Here is a 17,102-nt window from a genome sequence, read left to right on the forward strand (position 1 = left end):
TCAACCACATCAAATTTCCACTTTAGATACGTTAATTATAGAGACAAATAAAAAAATTGCTAATAAGCTTAGATTAAATCGATTTATAATTCCTGAAAAAGAAACCGAACCAGATATTAAAGATAAATATGGAAAAAATTGGAATAGTGATAATTTTGGTCCGATTGTAATTCCAAAAGATAAAATATTTGTTATGGGTGATAACAGAGAAAATGCTTGGGATCCTAGATATATTGGATTAATTAATAAAGGAGATGTAATTGGAAAAGTGTTACTTTAAAATACTATGCACAACACCGCTTCATCGCCAATAGGCGGCCTCTGAACAAAATTCGATACTTTACAATTCCAAACAAGAAAAAAACTAGCGGAATAATCCGTGCGGACCATTCCGCTAACTTGCTATAAGCTAAACCGTTGGCTATTCTATATAATAATTCTTCTCAAAATTTACAGTTTCAATTACAGGGCGAGCCCGGAAATATCTAAAATATTCCTACAGGTTTCATTTCCTATTTGAGGACACCTTTACTAGGTTTCGTCTTCAAGGAGTAAAGTTGGAAGAATAAATATCCTCACTCCGGAGGTAAAAGTTTCAATTTTTTGAACCTGCTTTATCCAGTATAAGGTATCAACTTATAGAAGTCCAGGTATGAGATAAAATGTTATTTCAGTATTTACTCCAGAATTATTAGAATTGTGCAATTATTAAAACTTAGTCAAAGAATAAGCTTTAGGTTAAAGATTCCTAGAAATATTATAAAATATTCAAATAGCTTATCTTAGCCACGATTTTGGAAATTAAAAATATCCCAAAGAATACTTCATATTTTATCTTTTAGTTGATTTTATTTTGAACTTTATAAAACGTTTGATAAAAAACCTGGATCTGCCTTTAATTCTTTATCTGGTTTTATTTTATACATCCCATACATTAATAGCATTTTTAAATTTATTAAGGAAGAGATCATTTTCTGAAGTTCCCCCCTTATTTAATATTGAAGAATTAATTCAGATCATTTTTGTGGACTGGATCCTGGTTCTATCATTCATGATCCTCATCGCCGCTTATGTAAAAAGGTCCAGGAGCAAGAATGTTGGCTGGTTAAAACTTATAATTCTCAATGTCTTCCTTTCGATTTTTATGATCATATTAACACAGGTTATCCTTGACCTGCAAATAATTACATTTGAAGATAAAGCATTGAGCGCATTTGATTTTGGCAAAAGTCTTTTAAATGCATTAAATCTTATAGAGCTCTATTTTCTAATCTACGCTTCCCTGTTATTTATCATTTATATATATTATTATATACAGGAATTAAAGATACAGGAAGAGGAAAGGAGAATATTACAGGAAGAGTTGAGCGAAGCTAAAATTTCCATTTTAAAATCTCAAATGCAACCGCATTTTTTATTTAATACTCTTAATAGTATCTCCAGTTTAATGGATGTCAATAAGACCAGGGCACAAGATACTATTGCAGATCTCAGCAATTTTTTAAGAGATGTTCTAAATGTGGGTAATTCCAATATTATCAAATTAAAGCTGGAGTTAGATCTATTGAAGAGTTATATACGTATTATGAAGGTGCGTCATGGGGCTCATCTAAAGATATACCAACAAATAGACTTCGAATGTTATAATTACGGCGTACCCTCGTTAATGTTACAGCCTTTAGTGGAAAATGCCATTAAACACGGATTCTCACCCCAGCATAAGACCTTAAATATTGAAATAAAAATTGCTAGGGTCTCTCATCAATTGATTTTCACAATGTTTAATGATGGTAAATTAATACCTACCACACAGAATATATTTAAAATGGGATTAGGTTTATCAAACTTAAAACAGCGAATAGAGAAATTGTATGGGAAAGACGCCAGTTTTCAGGTATACAATATACATAATGAGAAAACAGGGGTTAAGGTAGAAATAATACTACCCGCTTTGAAGGTCTAATTTATATATCTTTATCAGATTCCTAAAGACTGTAAAACCTCTTTTTTCTGGGATCGGCTAACCCTGAACAATTGTCCGTCTTTCATTTTTATGTCTATTTCAGAATAATCTGAATGAATGACTTCCAGGATGAATTCCTTATTAATAATTGTGGATCTATGGATTCTGCAAAATTTTTCATTGTCCAGGGACTCCATTAAACTATTAAGGGATTGACGAATCACATGTTTAGAGTTTTCTTCTGTAAATATTTCGGCATAGTAGCGGTCGGCTTTAATATACTTTATTTCTGCGCTGTTGATGAAGATAGTTTTGTTTCCAACCTTGACTGGTAATTTTTTTACAGGAGTATTATTCTCATGATTTGTAAGGTTTATAAGGTCTCTAATTCTTTTATCCAGATGATGTTGGATCTGCATCTGATTTAGTTCCTTGGCTTGATTAACACTCTTATGAAAGCGTTCCTCTTTAAAAGGTTTTAGCAAAAAATCAAAAGCCTGGAAATTAAAGGCTTTCAAAGCATAGTTATCATATGCGGTGACAAAAATAATGATTGGCTTCTTTTTATCTTTCAGGTTGGAAAGCACATCAAAACCAGTCATGTCTTTTAAACTTATATCCAGGAAAATAAGATCCGGGGTTAATTTTTGAATCTTATCTATAGCCGATTCCCCGCTTTCCGATTCTTCTATTTCTTCAATATCGTTTCTTGATTCTAACAGCTTCTTAATTCGGTTCCTTGCCAGGATTTCGTCGTCAACAATAAGGATTCGCATGGATGTATTTTTTATAGTTCTAAAGTAATCTTACCCCTGATAGACGCCTGTCAGGATGAAATGTTACATTCTTTATAGCGTGAGGTAGAGCAATTTATAAAATTATAAATATATCGAAATCATAAATTAAACCACTGATTTACATATAACTGCAACAAGGAGCTCTATATGAACTGATAAAATCAAAATTACTACCGTTAAGATCATTACCTCCTGTTATCGTAAACCTTCCTTTTACTTTTAGGCCCTTAACAAATTATTAATAATCAAAAAATATGAGAAGTAATTACAAGATTTTGTGCCTGATGGTATTCCTGCTATCAGGTATTTCTCTTTTTGCACAGCAAAGAACTATTTCAGGAACGGTGACAGATGCCGAAGGTGTTCCTTTGCCAGGAGTGAACATCATCGTTGATGGCACCGGAAGGGGGACACAAACTAATTTTGATGGGAATTATACTATCGAAGCAAACGTAGGGGAAACCTTAACCTATTCCTTTGTAGGTTTTGATACAACAAAAATTACCATTGGGGCAGATACCTCAGATCAGGTAAATGTAACTCTTGCAGGTGCCTCTGAATTAGAAGAGGTGGTAATAACGGCCCAAGGAATAAGAAGGGAAAAAAAAGCACTTGGTTATGCGGTTTCTACAGTAGATGCTGAAGAAATTGAAAGAAAACCGCAGCAGGATATCGCTAGATCGCTTGCTGGTAAAGTTCCTGGTGTCCAAATTACCGGTACAGGGGGAGCAACGGGATCGGGGACTAACTTTATCATTAGGTCAAAGAGTTCGATAACCGGTGACAACCAGCCGCTATTCATTGTTGATGGCGTTCCTTTTAATGGTGCTAATAATGCTCAGGGATCTTTCGTGGATGGCGGAAATAATACCAGTTCGAGATTCCTGGACCTTGATCCTAATAATATTGAAAGTGTTAGTGTATTGAAGGGGCTTAGTGCTTCTGTTCTGTATGGTCAGCAGGGAAGGAATGGTGTGGTGCTTATCACTACCAAATCTGGTAGTGCCGGGGATGTTAACAAAAAGTTTGAAGTGAGCGTTAGCAATACCACGTATCTTACTCAAATCATGAACCTGCCAGAATATCAGAATGAATATGGTCAAGGTGCCGATCAAACTCCTAATCGTGGTTTCGTTGGAAACTGGGGTGCCAGATTTGATGAGGACTTAATGATAGACCATCCTTATTATACATCTGTTTTAGCAGAGGCATTTCCGGAATTCCAGGGAGTTCAGATTCCTTATCGCGCAGTGCCAGATAATGTTAGCAGTTTTTTTAGAGATGGTATTGGAATATCCAATTTCGTAAATATTTCAGGTGCTAATGGTGATACTAATCTGAATCTTAGTGTAGGTCACACAGATGAAGAAGGTTTTATTCCAGAAAACCATTTACGCAGGCTTAATCTTGGACTTGGAGGTTCTGCAAAACTTTCCAATAATTTTACTGTTTCAGGAAGCTTCAATTTCGCTGACACTAAAGTTAAAACTCCTCCAATTGCAGCAGGTAATGGTGTGGGAGCCGTGTCTATTTTTACCAGGCTTTTATTTATACCTCGTAACCTGGACCTGGCAAATTTACCCTATACCAATCCTTTGGATAACTCGAGTGTGTATTACAGAACAGATCAGGATAATCCGTACTGGTTACTTGAGAATGCTGGTGACCGTCAGAGCTCAAGAAGATTTTTTGGAAATATGAGTGCTGTATATGATTTCAATAATCATATTCAGGCAACCTATCGTTATGGTTTGGATACTTATACTGAAAACAACATGAGTTTTGTAAATAAAGGTTCTTTAACCACAGATTTGTTGGGTAGAGGTTATTTACGTGAGACCAATGCAGTAAACACTATTAATGACCATAATGTGAGTCTTGCCTTTAATAATTATGATTTAACCGATGACCTGGTCTTCAATGCCAGAGTAGGTTTCAATGCAAGACGTGATGATTATGTTCGTCGCGGAACTGCCAGTACAGATCAGGTGGTATTTGGGGTGCTGAATGAAAGAAATTACATCAACCAGTCACAAATTGATCCTGTAATAAATGAATTTTTATCATTCAGGAATTACCAGAATGTATTTGGAGCCTATGCGCAGGTTGAAATGGATTATCAGGACTATCTTTATTTAACCTTATCTGGAAGAAATGACTGGGGTTCTACAGTAGAGAAGGAATACCAGTCGCTATTCTATCCAGGTGCATCTATATCCTTTATTCCTACAAGTGCATTTAATGGTTTTGGAGGAGAATCGGTGAATTATTTAAAGTTGAGAGGTGCATTTGGTACATCAGCTGGATATCCAACTCCATTCAATACAAGAGCTCAACTAAGCGCGATTCCTACAGCCTTTGTTGATCGGGATGGTGAAGTAATTCCGACAAATGAAATTGACAATTTTAGAGCTAATCCAGATCTTAAACCTGAATTACACAAGGAAATTGAATTAGGTTTGGAAAGTAAGTTGTTGAGTAACAGGGTAGGTCTGGACCTTACAGTATACCGACGAATTTCTGAAGATCAGATCATAACCTCATCGCTTCCTCCAGGAACCGGATTTTCATCTACGATCATCAATGCTGGAAGAATTGACACTGAAGGTTTTGAGGCGAGTTTAAATCTGCAGTTGATTGACGGAGAGGATTTTCAATGGAACCTGAATAATAATTTCAATGCCTATGAGACCACTGTTATAGATATTCCGGAAGATGAAATATATATCGCAGGATTTGGTACAATAGCTAACCTTGCCATAGAAGGGGAGCCTTTAGGAGTTATTAAAGGGGATTACGCTGTGAAGGATGACCAGGGACGTTTTCTGATTGATCCTAATACAGGAAAAATTATTCCTAGTGGGTCAGTTGGACTGGAGCCTAAAATTGTAGGTGATCCAAACCCTGACTGGAACTTAACGACTATTAACAGTATTACCTGGAAAAATCTGAACCTGTCAGCTCAATTGGAGTATCAGCATGGTGGTGATATTTATTCATTAAGTACCAATAACCTAATTCGAAGAGGGGTGGTGAGTATTACAGACAGGGAAAGACCACATGTAATTCCAGGTGTTCTTGGAAACCCTGAAACAGGAGAAGTTTTGACAGATGATGATGGGAATGCTATTCCTAATGATATCCAGATCAGTGCCAACGACCTTTATTTTATTAATTTCCTTGATACGAATGAAGGTACTATCTATGATGCCTCAAATATACGGCTTCGAGACATTACACTGTCATATCAGTTACCTTCAAAATTATTAACTAAAACGCCATTTGGATCAGTTTCTTTTGCTCTTAATGGTCAAAACCTGTATGTAAAGGCATTCAATTTCCCTGATGAGATCAACTATGATCCTGAAGTTTTAAGTACTGGTGTTGGTAACGGTATGGGACTGGAATTTGGAACTGCTCCTACATCGAGAAGATATAGTTTCTCAATTAAAGCAACATTTTAAAAAATTGAAATATGAAAAATAAACTAAGGCTTTTTAAAGTTTTATTTCTGTTTGCAGTCATTACTGGCTGTGAAACAGTGGATTTGGATTTACAGGATAGTCCAAATGACCTGACTTTAGATCAATCAGATCCTGATTATCTGCTGAATGGTATTCAGCTGGAGTTTGAAAACATCTTCTGGAGATTCAATGAGCCAGATCTTGAAATGGTTCGTATGGAAAACCTTCGTGGAACCTATGCGGCCAATAACGACGAATCCACTTTTCAGCAATTCTCTGGTATACCGAGTCCATATGTACGCACATATAGACTTATGAAGAATACCGATGCATTGGCTTCTTTGAAAGAAAATGATCCTTCCTTAGCTCATCACCTTGCTATCGCTCAGGTTTTAGAAGCCTGGTCTATGGTAATGATGGTAGATCATTTTGGAGAAGTTCCTTATGATGAAGCAAATTTGCCAAATGAATTTCCCCATCCTGCTGTAGATTCAGGCGAGGAAATTTATGAAGCTGCGTTCGCAGTTTTAGACGAGGCAGTTAGTAATTTTCAGCAATCGGTTGCATCACCAGATAAACCTCAAAACGATCTTTTTTACGGAGGAGATGAGGATCTTTGGATGAAAGCAATCAACAGTTTAAAGTTGAAAATGCATATCACAACAAGATTGGTTAATCCTACAGAATCTGCCAGTGCAATTGATGCAATAATCGCCGGGGGAAATTATATCGATGACCTTTCTGAAGATTTCACTTTCAAATATTCCAGTGCAGTGGCTCCTGCAGACAGCAGGCATCCATTATACAGACAGAACTATACAGCTTCACTGGCCGATGCTTATATGTCTAATGACTTTATAAATCTAATCAAGAATACCAAAGAGGTTGATGATCCAAGACTGAGATATTATATCTACAGGCAAACCGGTGATGAGCCTAGTGGTGATTTCCTGCCATGTGACGGGAGAGTTCGCTACAATTACTGTTATACCGGTGATTTATATTGGGGTAGAGATCATAAGGATCTGGAAGGTATTCCTAACGATCAGGCAGAAAGATCTACCTACGGTATCTACCCGGCAGGAGGAGCATATGATGACGGAGATGTAAACGATCCTTCAACTTTCCAGAATGTTGTTCAGAATCCTGGATTGAATGGGGAAGGAATTCAGCCAATATGGATGGCTTCGTTCAGCAGCTTTACTTTAGCAGAAGCAGCATTAACAATTGGAGTAACAGGTACGCCGGAGGAATATCTGGAAGATGGGATTAGAAAGTCTTTTGACCAGGTAGAACGTTTGAGTGGTATACCAATGGATTCAGATGAAAAAGAAGCTTATATAGCTGCAGTTCTGGAATCATATGAAAATGCCGGTACAGAAGAAGAAAAATTGGAAATCATAATGACCGAGTATTACCTTGCTATGTTTGGTAACGGAGTAGAGGCTTATAATACTTACAGAAGAACTGGCTATCCAAGTTACCCTAAAGGGGTGGAAAGTCCGGACGAGCCTTTCGCGAATATCTATTTGTATCCGATTGATGCTACTTCTGCAAACCGCAATATCTCTCAAAGATCTAGAGATGAGAGAGTATTCTGGGATACGCTTTCAGCTGACTTAAACTAAAAATCATGAAAATGAAGAATATATATAAATCAATACTATTCCTTTTTTCACTGGCCTTAATGGTTTCGTGTGAGGGGGAAAAATTCAACGTCCCATTCGAATATGAAGATGGAGGATGGATAAAATTTGAGGAAACCCCTGTGTTTTCAGTAAATGTTGCAGATATGAGCAGCAGCGAAGCGGTATTCAACGCGACTTTGGTTGATCCAATTGGTAACGCTGCGACTTACGATCTGTATGTTTCAGCAACAATTAATGGAACAGCATATGAAGATAAACTGGTGACTACAATTACAGAGTTTCCAGCCCAATTGAGTATTGCTCCTTCAGATCTTGCAACCGCTTTGGGAGTAGATCTTAGCGAACTTGGCGGAGGTAACATTTTTAGCTTTTATGCTGTAGTTACTACCACTGATGGTACCGTTTATGAGGCCGAGCCTGTTCCTAACTTTGATGCAGATGGAGACGGCTATAACGGTGGTAACATTAGTGAAACCTTATTAGAAGAAGGTGGTTACCGAAATGCTTTTGTTTTTAACGTGAGTTATTTGTGTCCTTTTGTAGTTGAGGATGCGGTAGGTTCATATGAAGTGGTTTATAATCATTTTGGTCCTTTCTTTCAGGAAACTTTGCAAACCCGAGAGGTGATTGCAGGCCCTGGTGAAAATCAAATTACCATCGTGGAGGGAGTGTATCCTGGTTTGGGGAGTGATCCCCTAATCCTTACTGTTGATTCAGATACAGGAATGGTTACTGAGATAAATGAAGATGGTCTTTCAATCACAGCATATGGAGGTAACAACTATCAGTTAATTAGCGGAACTGTTTATTCATGTTCCGGTTATATCGATCTGTTTTTGGATTTCGCTGGTGGGATAAATGGTAACCCTCACCAATTTATAATTCAGAAAGTTGATTAAAAAATAATTTGAATACATAGCTGCGCTCTAACCGGCGCAGCTTTTTTTATTGCTTATGAAAAAACTAATTTTATTTTTATTATTTCCTGTCTGTTTCCATGCCCAAAACCCAGACTTTAATAGTGTTGAATATGGTAAATTGTATACGGGTTATATTCAACATGACGGAAGGCTTCAAAACCAGATGATCAATTTGGTTAATAAGGAGGCTACATCTAATGATCTTGAAACAAAAGGGTCACCCTACTTAAATGATAGATTCTGGAAAGCCACTCTTATGGATTCTGACGAGAACATAGGAGATGTTTTCGTTAAATATCATGCTGTTGCGGGGCAGTTTGTATTCAAATTCACCCAGCTGGAAGAAGAAGAGCCTAAAGGGCTCATTAAAATGAAGAACGTGTGGCTCAAAACGGAAAAGTATGGAAATATCCGAATTCATTCTTTAATTGATAAAAACGGTAATTATCAGGAAGAATATTTGTTTCCCTTATATGAAGGATCTGCTGTAAATCTTTTTTACATACCCAGGAAAGATTTCCGGGTTGGAAGGGAGAGCCATAATTCCATGGTTACAGATGTTCCCAATATTTATACTGAGAATTTTCAACACTATGTAAAGCTGGAAGAAGATGATTCTGCTTCATATTTCAAAGTGAATAATAAAAGTTTCAAGCACCTGTTTGATAGATCCCTCTATAAAAAAATCAGAAATTATCTGAAAGAAGAAGATTTAAGCCTTAAAAAAGATGAAGATCTGGAAATTTTATTTGAGGAGATTGACACTCTGTTATAATACTCTTATGAGCCCCGGGCTAAAAGGTTAGATTTTATCTAGCCTTTTTTATAGAGGTTGCATACCTATCTCTTTCCTTTATTTTAAAAATGCTATTTCTAAGACCGGAATATTTCTTCTTGACCTGGTAGCATACTCCTGGTGCATGTAATCTACAGTTGGGATCATATAACAACCCAGGTTCCACAGCTTAACATAATTTTAGGGTTTAATTAATCCTGGTTTAGCCTTAGGTTGGTTTAACCAGTCATTAAAAGCTTATTGCACCCTAATCTAAAATTATGAAGACCCATTTCAAACCTGCTGCTGGAAAAGCATTATTTACCTTATTGTTCTTTTTAACAGGATTCTTAATTGCCCAAACCTGTCCCGATGATGTGGGTGGCACCAAATACTATATAGAAAATGACCCTTCAATAGACTCACGCGGTGGTACTGTTCATGTATATGGAGAAAATTTAATCGTACGTGTTTATGATCCTGGAACTACAACTGAGAGTTTTGTAAAGCTAGCACCTGATGGTACTACTTCACCTTTCACTTTTCCTGATGTTACTCCAAGAACAAATGATGACAGCGATAACTTTGAATATTTTCAGCTAGAAAATGGAAATATTGTAATGTGTTGGTATTCTCCGAGCGCGGGAAAAGGTTTTACGGATATTTATTTTAAAATTGTCGATGCCAGCGGTAATGAAGTACGTTCAGCAACCAAAATAAACACCCTTCCCGGTGAGTTAAACAGGTTTCCGGAAATCGAACAGCTCTCTAATGGAAATATAATTTTTGTTTGGGCTACTTCAGGTGTCGACTACTCTATGAGAAGATTTTCCCAGGCTGGAACCGCTGTAGATGCTAATCAAATCTCTTTAACAGATCTGGCTGGACTTACAGGTTCTGCCCAATATGATTATAAAGTGGCGGCCAATGAGGCGGGTAAGTTCATGGTTTTTATCAGAAATGCCAGTGATAATTATTATGGAATGATATTCAATGACGGTTCAGATACACCAAACCAGATAAGCGGAAGTAATTATTTTTTAATTCCTGCGGGTGGTTCTACCGTGAGACCATATGTTGAAACATTGGCTAATAATCAATTTTTGCTGGTGTACCGTGTTCAAACAGGTGCAACTACAGATACAAGAAGTATAGCCTATAAAATCTATAATGATGATGGAAGCGTTGCACTAAATCAGGTTATTAGAAGAGAATTAGGGAGTAGTTTTATCCAGGAACCACTGGCTGTAGAGAATGGATTTTATCTGTCATATCGCAAAAATTCTCCCAGAGTATCGTATTTGGAATTTTTTGATAATTCCGGGAATTTTATAAGCGATCATAGTGCATGCGTTCCCGAGTTCAGTACTTCCTCCTTCGTAAGACAGTTCATAGATGTAGATGGGAATATAAGCTATGTGGTTAATGCGGTAGAATCCGGAACTGACAGGAATATCTGGGTTTTGAGGCAGAGTTCTGTATTAGGGACCGGAAACACTCCTCCAACCGCTTCCAGCTTTACCGCAAATCCATATGAAGGACTCACCTATACTTTTAATACAAGTGACTTTGGTTATGCAGATACTGATGGAGATATATTAGATTATCTGGTAATAGAAACTTTACCATCTGCCGGAACCTTATATCTGGACACCAATGAGAATGACTTATACGATAGTGGAGAAGAAATCCCGGCAATTAGCCAAATTGGTAAATTATATTTAGACGACGGAAGTTTACAATATATCCAGAACGGATCTGTAAATTCTTCATTTCAATTTAGAGTGAATGATAGTGCTGAGGACAGCCCGTCTTATACAGCGACTTTAAATGTGTTGCCTAAACCAGCGATTACTATTGCCGATGTAAGTGGTAATGAGGATGATGGAGTAATTACGCTAACGGCAACCTTAAGTACTGTAGTTGGAGATAGTTTTACCGTAGATATAAACTCTACAGATGGTACCGCGGCAACTGCCGACAGCGACTATGCTCCAATTATGAGTCAGACTTTAACTTTCAACGGGACTGCCGGAGAAACTCAAACCTTTACAATTACGCCTGGTGCAGATACAAAACTGGAGGCAGATGAAACCATCACTATTTCTCAAGGTAATCTTTCAGGGACATCTCTTGATATTGATATTACAGACACTGCGATAGTTACTCTTTTGAACGATGATACAGCAACAGTTACCATCGCAGATGCAAGCGGATATGAAGATGATGGATCAATAACCGTTACAGCTACACTGGATAATGCTGTGCAGGGAGGCTTTAGCATGATTGCGAACAGGTTGGATATGACTGCAAGAATGGATTCAGGTGATTATGGTCCACGGGGTAGTGCAACCTTAACTTTTGTTGGTTTAGCTGGAGAAACTCAAACCTTATTGGTATCCCCACACCCTGATACGACGGTGGAGGCAGATGAAACAATGAAGGTATCACCCAGTAATCTTTCCGGCACTTCGCTTCCGGTAAGAATTACAGATTCAGGCATAGTGACTATTTTAAATGATGACTCCAGCTCCATAATCATAGAAGATGTTAGTGGCATTGAAGATAATGGAGTAATTACTTTAGAAGCCACCTTAGAGAATTCTGTGGAGGGAGATCCTTTTACTGTAGATATAAGTACAATAGATGTCACGGCTACAATCGCTAATAATGATTATACCCCACTAAGCAACCACACCTTGACATTTTCCGGAAATAGTGGGGAAATCCAAACCTTTACAGTGCTTCCCACTCAGGACAGCGATTTGGAAGCCGATGAAACACTCAAAGTGGTTCAGAGTAATCTGGACGGAACTGCTTTTGCAATAGATATTTCAGACGAGGCGTTCGTAACTATTTTAAATGATGATACGCCTCCAGTAATTACCGCGAATCAGTCCTTTGAAATTGATGAAAATTTCGCGAACGGAACATTAGTTGGAACTGTAGAAGTTACTGATGCTGATGCCGGAACAACTTTTTCTGGTTTTACAATTTCAACAAATGTAAACCCCGATGGTGACGGGGAGAATGCCTTTAATATTGACGCTTTAACAGGTGACATTACCGTTAATGATACAGATGACTTGGATTATGAGTTGAATCCTATTCTCAATATATATGTTTACGCCACAGATGGTACGATCTCGAGCGCTAATGAACTGGTAGAAATTAAATTAAATGATCTTGATGATACAGCACCTGTAGTAGTAACTAATACCGGAATTGATTTAAATGAAGGAAATTCAGAAATTATTGACTCTTCGGAACTATTAGCGACAGATACAGATACCGATGATAACCTTCTTATCTATGAAATCACCGGTGCACCTTCTAATGGAAGAGTAGAACTATCTACTAATTCCGGGCTGGCCATAACTTCATTTAGTCAGTCACAATTACTGGCAAATCAAGTGTTGTACACGCATGATGGTTCAGAAGCAGCTTCGGATAGTTTTTCTTTTAACTTGACAGATGGAAGTGGTAATAGCCTGACCTCGCAGAATTTTTCAATTACAATTTCTGGGATAAATGATGACCCGGTAATTAATAATTTGAAAAATGATGTAGTTTCCTATACCGAAGGCGGGATGCCGGTAAATATTGATGCCGGAGGCGATGCACTGGTGACAGATCCTGATATGAATGGAGGAGAGCTAAATTTTCTTTTTTATTCTTCGCGTAATTTTTCTGAAGATCAACTGGGTATAGATACATCCGGGGATGTTCAACTAATAAATTCTGGAGGACGTATGGAGGTAGAAGTAGGTGGTGTTAGAATAGGATACACCACCTTACCAGGTTTAGGTTACGATTTGATTATAAATCTTTATCCAGCCGTAACTGATGACCTTTTAACGAAACTGGTACGATCCCTTACTTATGAAAATGTAAATACCGAAAATCCTGATGCTACTCCTCGAAAATTTTATGTAAATCTTTCTGATGGAAATGGCGGTGCTACCGCTTCTATGGATATAATTTTTACGGTTAATATAGAAGAGGTAAATGATGACCCAAGTGTAAACGGAATTCCCACAGATCTGTCTGTGGAGGAGGAGCAGGAAAGTTTATTGCAACTGGGAGATGTAGAAATAGCCGATCCTGATTCAGAAAATGGTGTAATAGATTTATATCTGGAAGTTGACCTGGGTATTTTAACTGCAATCTCAGAAGCAGGAGTTTCCATTACTAATTCCGGAACTACTGCTATAATTTTATCCGGAACCGTTTCAGACATTAACTCGTATCTTGATGCAAATTCCGTAAAATATAAAGGGCCTTCAGATCTGACAGGGGATAATGCTGATCTTCTTAGCTTTTCTGCTAGAGATAATGGAAACACCGGTGATGGAGGCAATACATTAATAAATTTTGGATCTACGAATATCGATATTAATGATATCAACGATGCTCCCGAGATTACATTGCCAGTTAATTTTATGGTATTTGAAGACGCGGCCAGCCCGATTAAGGACTTCAGTATTGCAGATATTGACGCCGGTTCGGCAACTATCGAACTTCAGATAGAAGTCGCCAGAGGAATATTGGAGGCTACAAATTCTTCTGGAATTAGCGTTTCTGGTTCCGGTAGTTCTATTCTTATATTACAAGGTTCGGTATCAGCATTGAATTCATTTATTGCTTCAGAAGCGATCTTATATACAACGGAAGAAAATGATGTGGTTGACGTACGCATAGATTTTGTTGTTAACGACCTTGGTAATACAGGTTCAGGCGGAAGTCAGCTAGCAAGTCAATCAGCTATTATCTCGATTTCTGAAGAAAATGATGCCCCGGTAGTAAATGTACCGGGAACTCAGACTGTAATTATGAACAATTCCCTGCAGTTTAACGCTGTAAATGCCAATCTTATCCTGCTGGAAGATATTGATGCCGGAAATAGTATATTGGAACTGAAACTTACCACAACCAATGGTAGTTTGAGTCTTGGATCAGTGAATGGACTTACCTTCATCTCGGGTGATGGTAGTAATGATAATTTAACGATTGTTGAAGGAAAACTATCCGATTTAAATGAAGCTATAAATAATCTTACGTTTTTACCGGAAACTGACCATACTGGAACTGCTGAAATAGCTGTTGAACTTAATGATATGGGCAATACGGGATCTGGCATAGCCCTGAGTGATAGGGGAATTGTTATAATTAGCATTGAGTCTGGTAACCCTTTAGTGGAATTGGTAACTAGCGATAATGCCGATGGTCTGTATGGAATTGGAGATATTCTAAGTATAAATGTGAAATTTGATCAAACGGTGCTAGTAGCTGGTGGGAGCCCGCGCTTATTGCTTGAAACCGGAGATAGTGATCGTTATGCTATTTATGATAGTGGGTCTGGAACAAATATGCTTTCATTTACCTACCAGATTCAGGAAGGTGATTTTAATACTGACCTGGGATACGCGAATTTCAATGCTTTGGAATTTAACGGGGCTACTATTCAAAATAGCGATGGTACTTCAGCTATTCTCGACCTACCGGTCCCAGGAGCAGCAACTTCATTAAGTTTTGAAAAGGATTTGATCGTTGACGGGGTAAAACCTGTGGTAGTAACTAATAATATTAGTGTTACTCTTGATGAATTGGGAAAAGTTTCCGTAACCGCAGAAGGAATAGATAACGAATCTTACGATAATTTGACAAGTATGGCAAATTTAGCCATTAGCATAGATAGGTCAGATTTTGATTGCAGTGATGTGGGCGGGCATACTATTGCCTTAACCATTACCGATGAGGCCGGGAACAGAAGCTCTGCGAATGCAACTGTAAATGTTCAGGATAATATTTCTCCTACAGTGCTTACAAAAAATATTACGATAGAATTGGATGAAAATGGAATGGCCAGTATCAATCCTGAAATGATAGATAATGGTTCAGCCGATATCTGTGGATTGAAACCGCTCCGATTAAATACATTGGATTTTGACTGTTCAAATATTGGAGAAAATACAGTTCAGTTGGAAGTAGAAGATATTAATGGAAATATAGGCACAGGTTCGGCAACAGTGACTGTTCTGGATAAGATTGCTCCTGTTCCCATGTATTCAGCGTTAGAGGATATCGTTGTTTTTTGCCAGTTAAATGAAGAAGATTTAATCATTCCAACAGCTTCGGATATGTGTGACGGAACAATACGTGCATATCATGATATCACTTTTCCTGTTACAGAGTTAGGCGTAACGCAAATAATCTGGACTTACGAAGACTCTAGCGGAAACAAAACAACTCAAATTCAAAATGTAACTATCCAGGAGACACCTTTGAGTAATATTATTTTTGATAGTAAGACTTTCACATTTGACGGAAGTTCAAAAAGTATTTTTATAGAGAATTTACCGGAAGACGTTGTAGTGAGATATGAAGGAAATGCTAAGATCAATGCAGGTACCTATGAGGTTTCAGCCTTTCTGAGTATGCAAAATTGTAATGACTTGGAGCTAAAAGCAATGTTGGAGATTGAAAAAGCAGAGCAAGAAATAAGTTTTCCTGAGATAGGGGAGAAAGATCTGGCTATAAATACTAATTTCTTCCTTTCGGGTACCAGTTCTTCAGTTTTACCCGTATTCTATACCTTTTCTTCTGAAGATAATAGTCCTGCAGCTACGGTGAGTTCCAATGGATATGTAAGGATACTTGAAGAAGGAGAAATCACTATTACGGCTTATCAGGAGGGTAATAATAATTTTGAACCCGCCGAGCCGGTTACCAGGACCTTAATAGTTAGCAATTCATTGGTAGAACCCACTATAGCTATTGGAGACAATACTTTCCAGGATCCTGAAGAGGATATTTTCTATCTGATTGAATGCGGAAATAACCAGGATGAAGTGGTTATTTCGATTGACGCGTCTGAAAATGTGGAAATCATGCCGGGACGATCATTTAACATAAGTATACCTGGACCCGGGATCTATTCTGAGACCGTGGAGATCTATTTCAATGGGGATCTATGGAAAACTTATACCATTACAATTGAGAAACAATTCGATTTTGAAAATATAGTTGTTCAAAAGTTCAACAATGTATTAATGGTAAATAATAATCCTTCTACCAATGGGGGCTATACGTTCACAGATTACAAATGGTATAAAAACAGTCAATTTATAGGAAGAGGACAGTACTATTCAGCAGGTGATGACAGTAGCGATGAGTTGGATCCGGAGGCTGAATACGAGGTAATACTAGAAACTTCAGAAGGAGAAGAACTTAGAACCTGTGTTGCTAATATCTCTCTTAGAAGTACCGGTGAGATTCAGATTGCTCCCAGCCCGGTAAGAGCCGGATCGGAGATTGAAATTCGAACAGATTTTTCACCTAAGGAAATGGAGGAGATACAATTTTCCATACTCAATTTGAACGGGAAAGTTATTAAGCGAATGAAATCCAGTGAAAATATCACCAAAATTCAGATTCCGGCCTTTGCCCAGAAGGGTGTTTACTTGCTGGTTTGTCAAACCCGTCACCGTAAGGTTTCAGTTAAGTTCATTGTACGCTAATTCCATCCCTAATA

8 protein-coding genes are annotated in these 17,102 nt (G+C 37.7%); 7 read left to right on the forward strand and 1 reads right to left on the reverse strand.

The genetic code is table 11. The features are described 5' to 3' along the window. Together EZJ28_RS14665 and EZJ28_RS14670 are read left to right on the forward strand one after the other, a co-directional pair. Positions 1-280 (forward strand): S26 family signal peptidase (locus tag EZJ28_RS14665; protein ID WP_207388472.1); only part of this gene is annotated, 280 nt, incomplete at its 5' end. Positions 281-1,024: 744 nt separating this feature from the next. After that, the gene (locus tag EZJ28_RS14670; protein WP_131399226.1) at positions 1,025-1,963 is read left to right on the forward strand and encodes a sensor histidine kinase; all 939 of its coding nucleotides are present in this window, start codon (positions 1,025-1,027) and stop codon (positions 1,961-1,963) included. 14 nt (positions 1,964-1,977) lie between these two features. Here EZJ28_RS14670 and EZJ28_RS14675 read toward each other — a convergent pair whose 3' ends face one another. Further along, entirely contained in the window at positions 1,978-2,739 is a 762-nt protein-coding gene (locus EZJ28_RS14675) for a LytTR family DNA-binding domain-containing protein (RefSeq protein ID WP_131399228.1), read from the reverse strand. Between the two features lie 275 nt (positions 2,740-3,014). Between EZJ28_RS14675 and EZJ28_RS14680 the strand changes: the two genes are divergently transcribed. From EZJ28_RS14680 to EZJ28_RS14700, 5 genes are all read left to right on the forward strand, one after another. Further along, positions 3,015-6,224, forward strand: a complete 3,210-nt coding sequence (locus EZJ28_RS14680) for a SusC/RagA family TonB-linked outer membrane protein (RefSeq protein WP_131399230.1) — start codon at positions 3,015-3,017, stop codon at positions 6,222-6,224. 11 nt (positions 6,225-6,235) lie between these two features. Continuing rightward, on the forward strand, positions 6,236-7,852 hold the full coding sequence (locus tag EZJ28_RS14685) for a SusD/RagB family nutrient-binding outer membrane lipoprotein (RefSeq protein ID WP_131399232.1): 1,617 nt from the start codon (positions 6,236-6,238) through the stop codon (positions 7,850-7,852). 11 nt (positions 7,853-7,863) lie between these two features. Beyond that, positions 7,864-8,772, forward strand: a complete 909-nt coding sequence (locus EZJ28_RS14690) for a hypothetical protein (protein WP_131399233.1) — start codon at positions 7,864-7,866, stop codon at positions 8,770-8,772. Between the two features lie 55 nt (positions 8,773-8,827). Further along, complete coding sequence (locus EZJ28_RS14695) at positions 8,828-9,568, forward strand: hypothetical protein (RefSeq protein WP_131399235.1); 741 nt, start codon at positions 8,828-8,830, stop codon at positions 9,566-9,568. 281 nt (positions 9,569-9,849) lie between these two features. Beyond that, positions 9,850-17,088 carry a cadherin-like domain-containing protein gene (locus EZJ28_RS14700; RefSeq protein ID WP_131399237.1) on the forward strand — a complete coding sequence of 2,413 codons (7,239 nt, stop codon included), beginning with the start codon at positions 9,850-9,852 and terminating at the stop codon, positions 17,086-17,088. Positions 17,089-17,102: the final 14 nt, after the last annotated feature.

The organism is Gramella sp. KN1008 (genome assembly GCF_004332155.1).
Classification (GTDB): domain Bacteria; phylum Bacteroidota; class Bacteroidia; order Flavobacteriales; family Flavobacteriaceae; genus Christiangramia.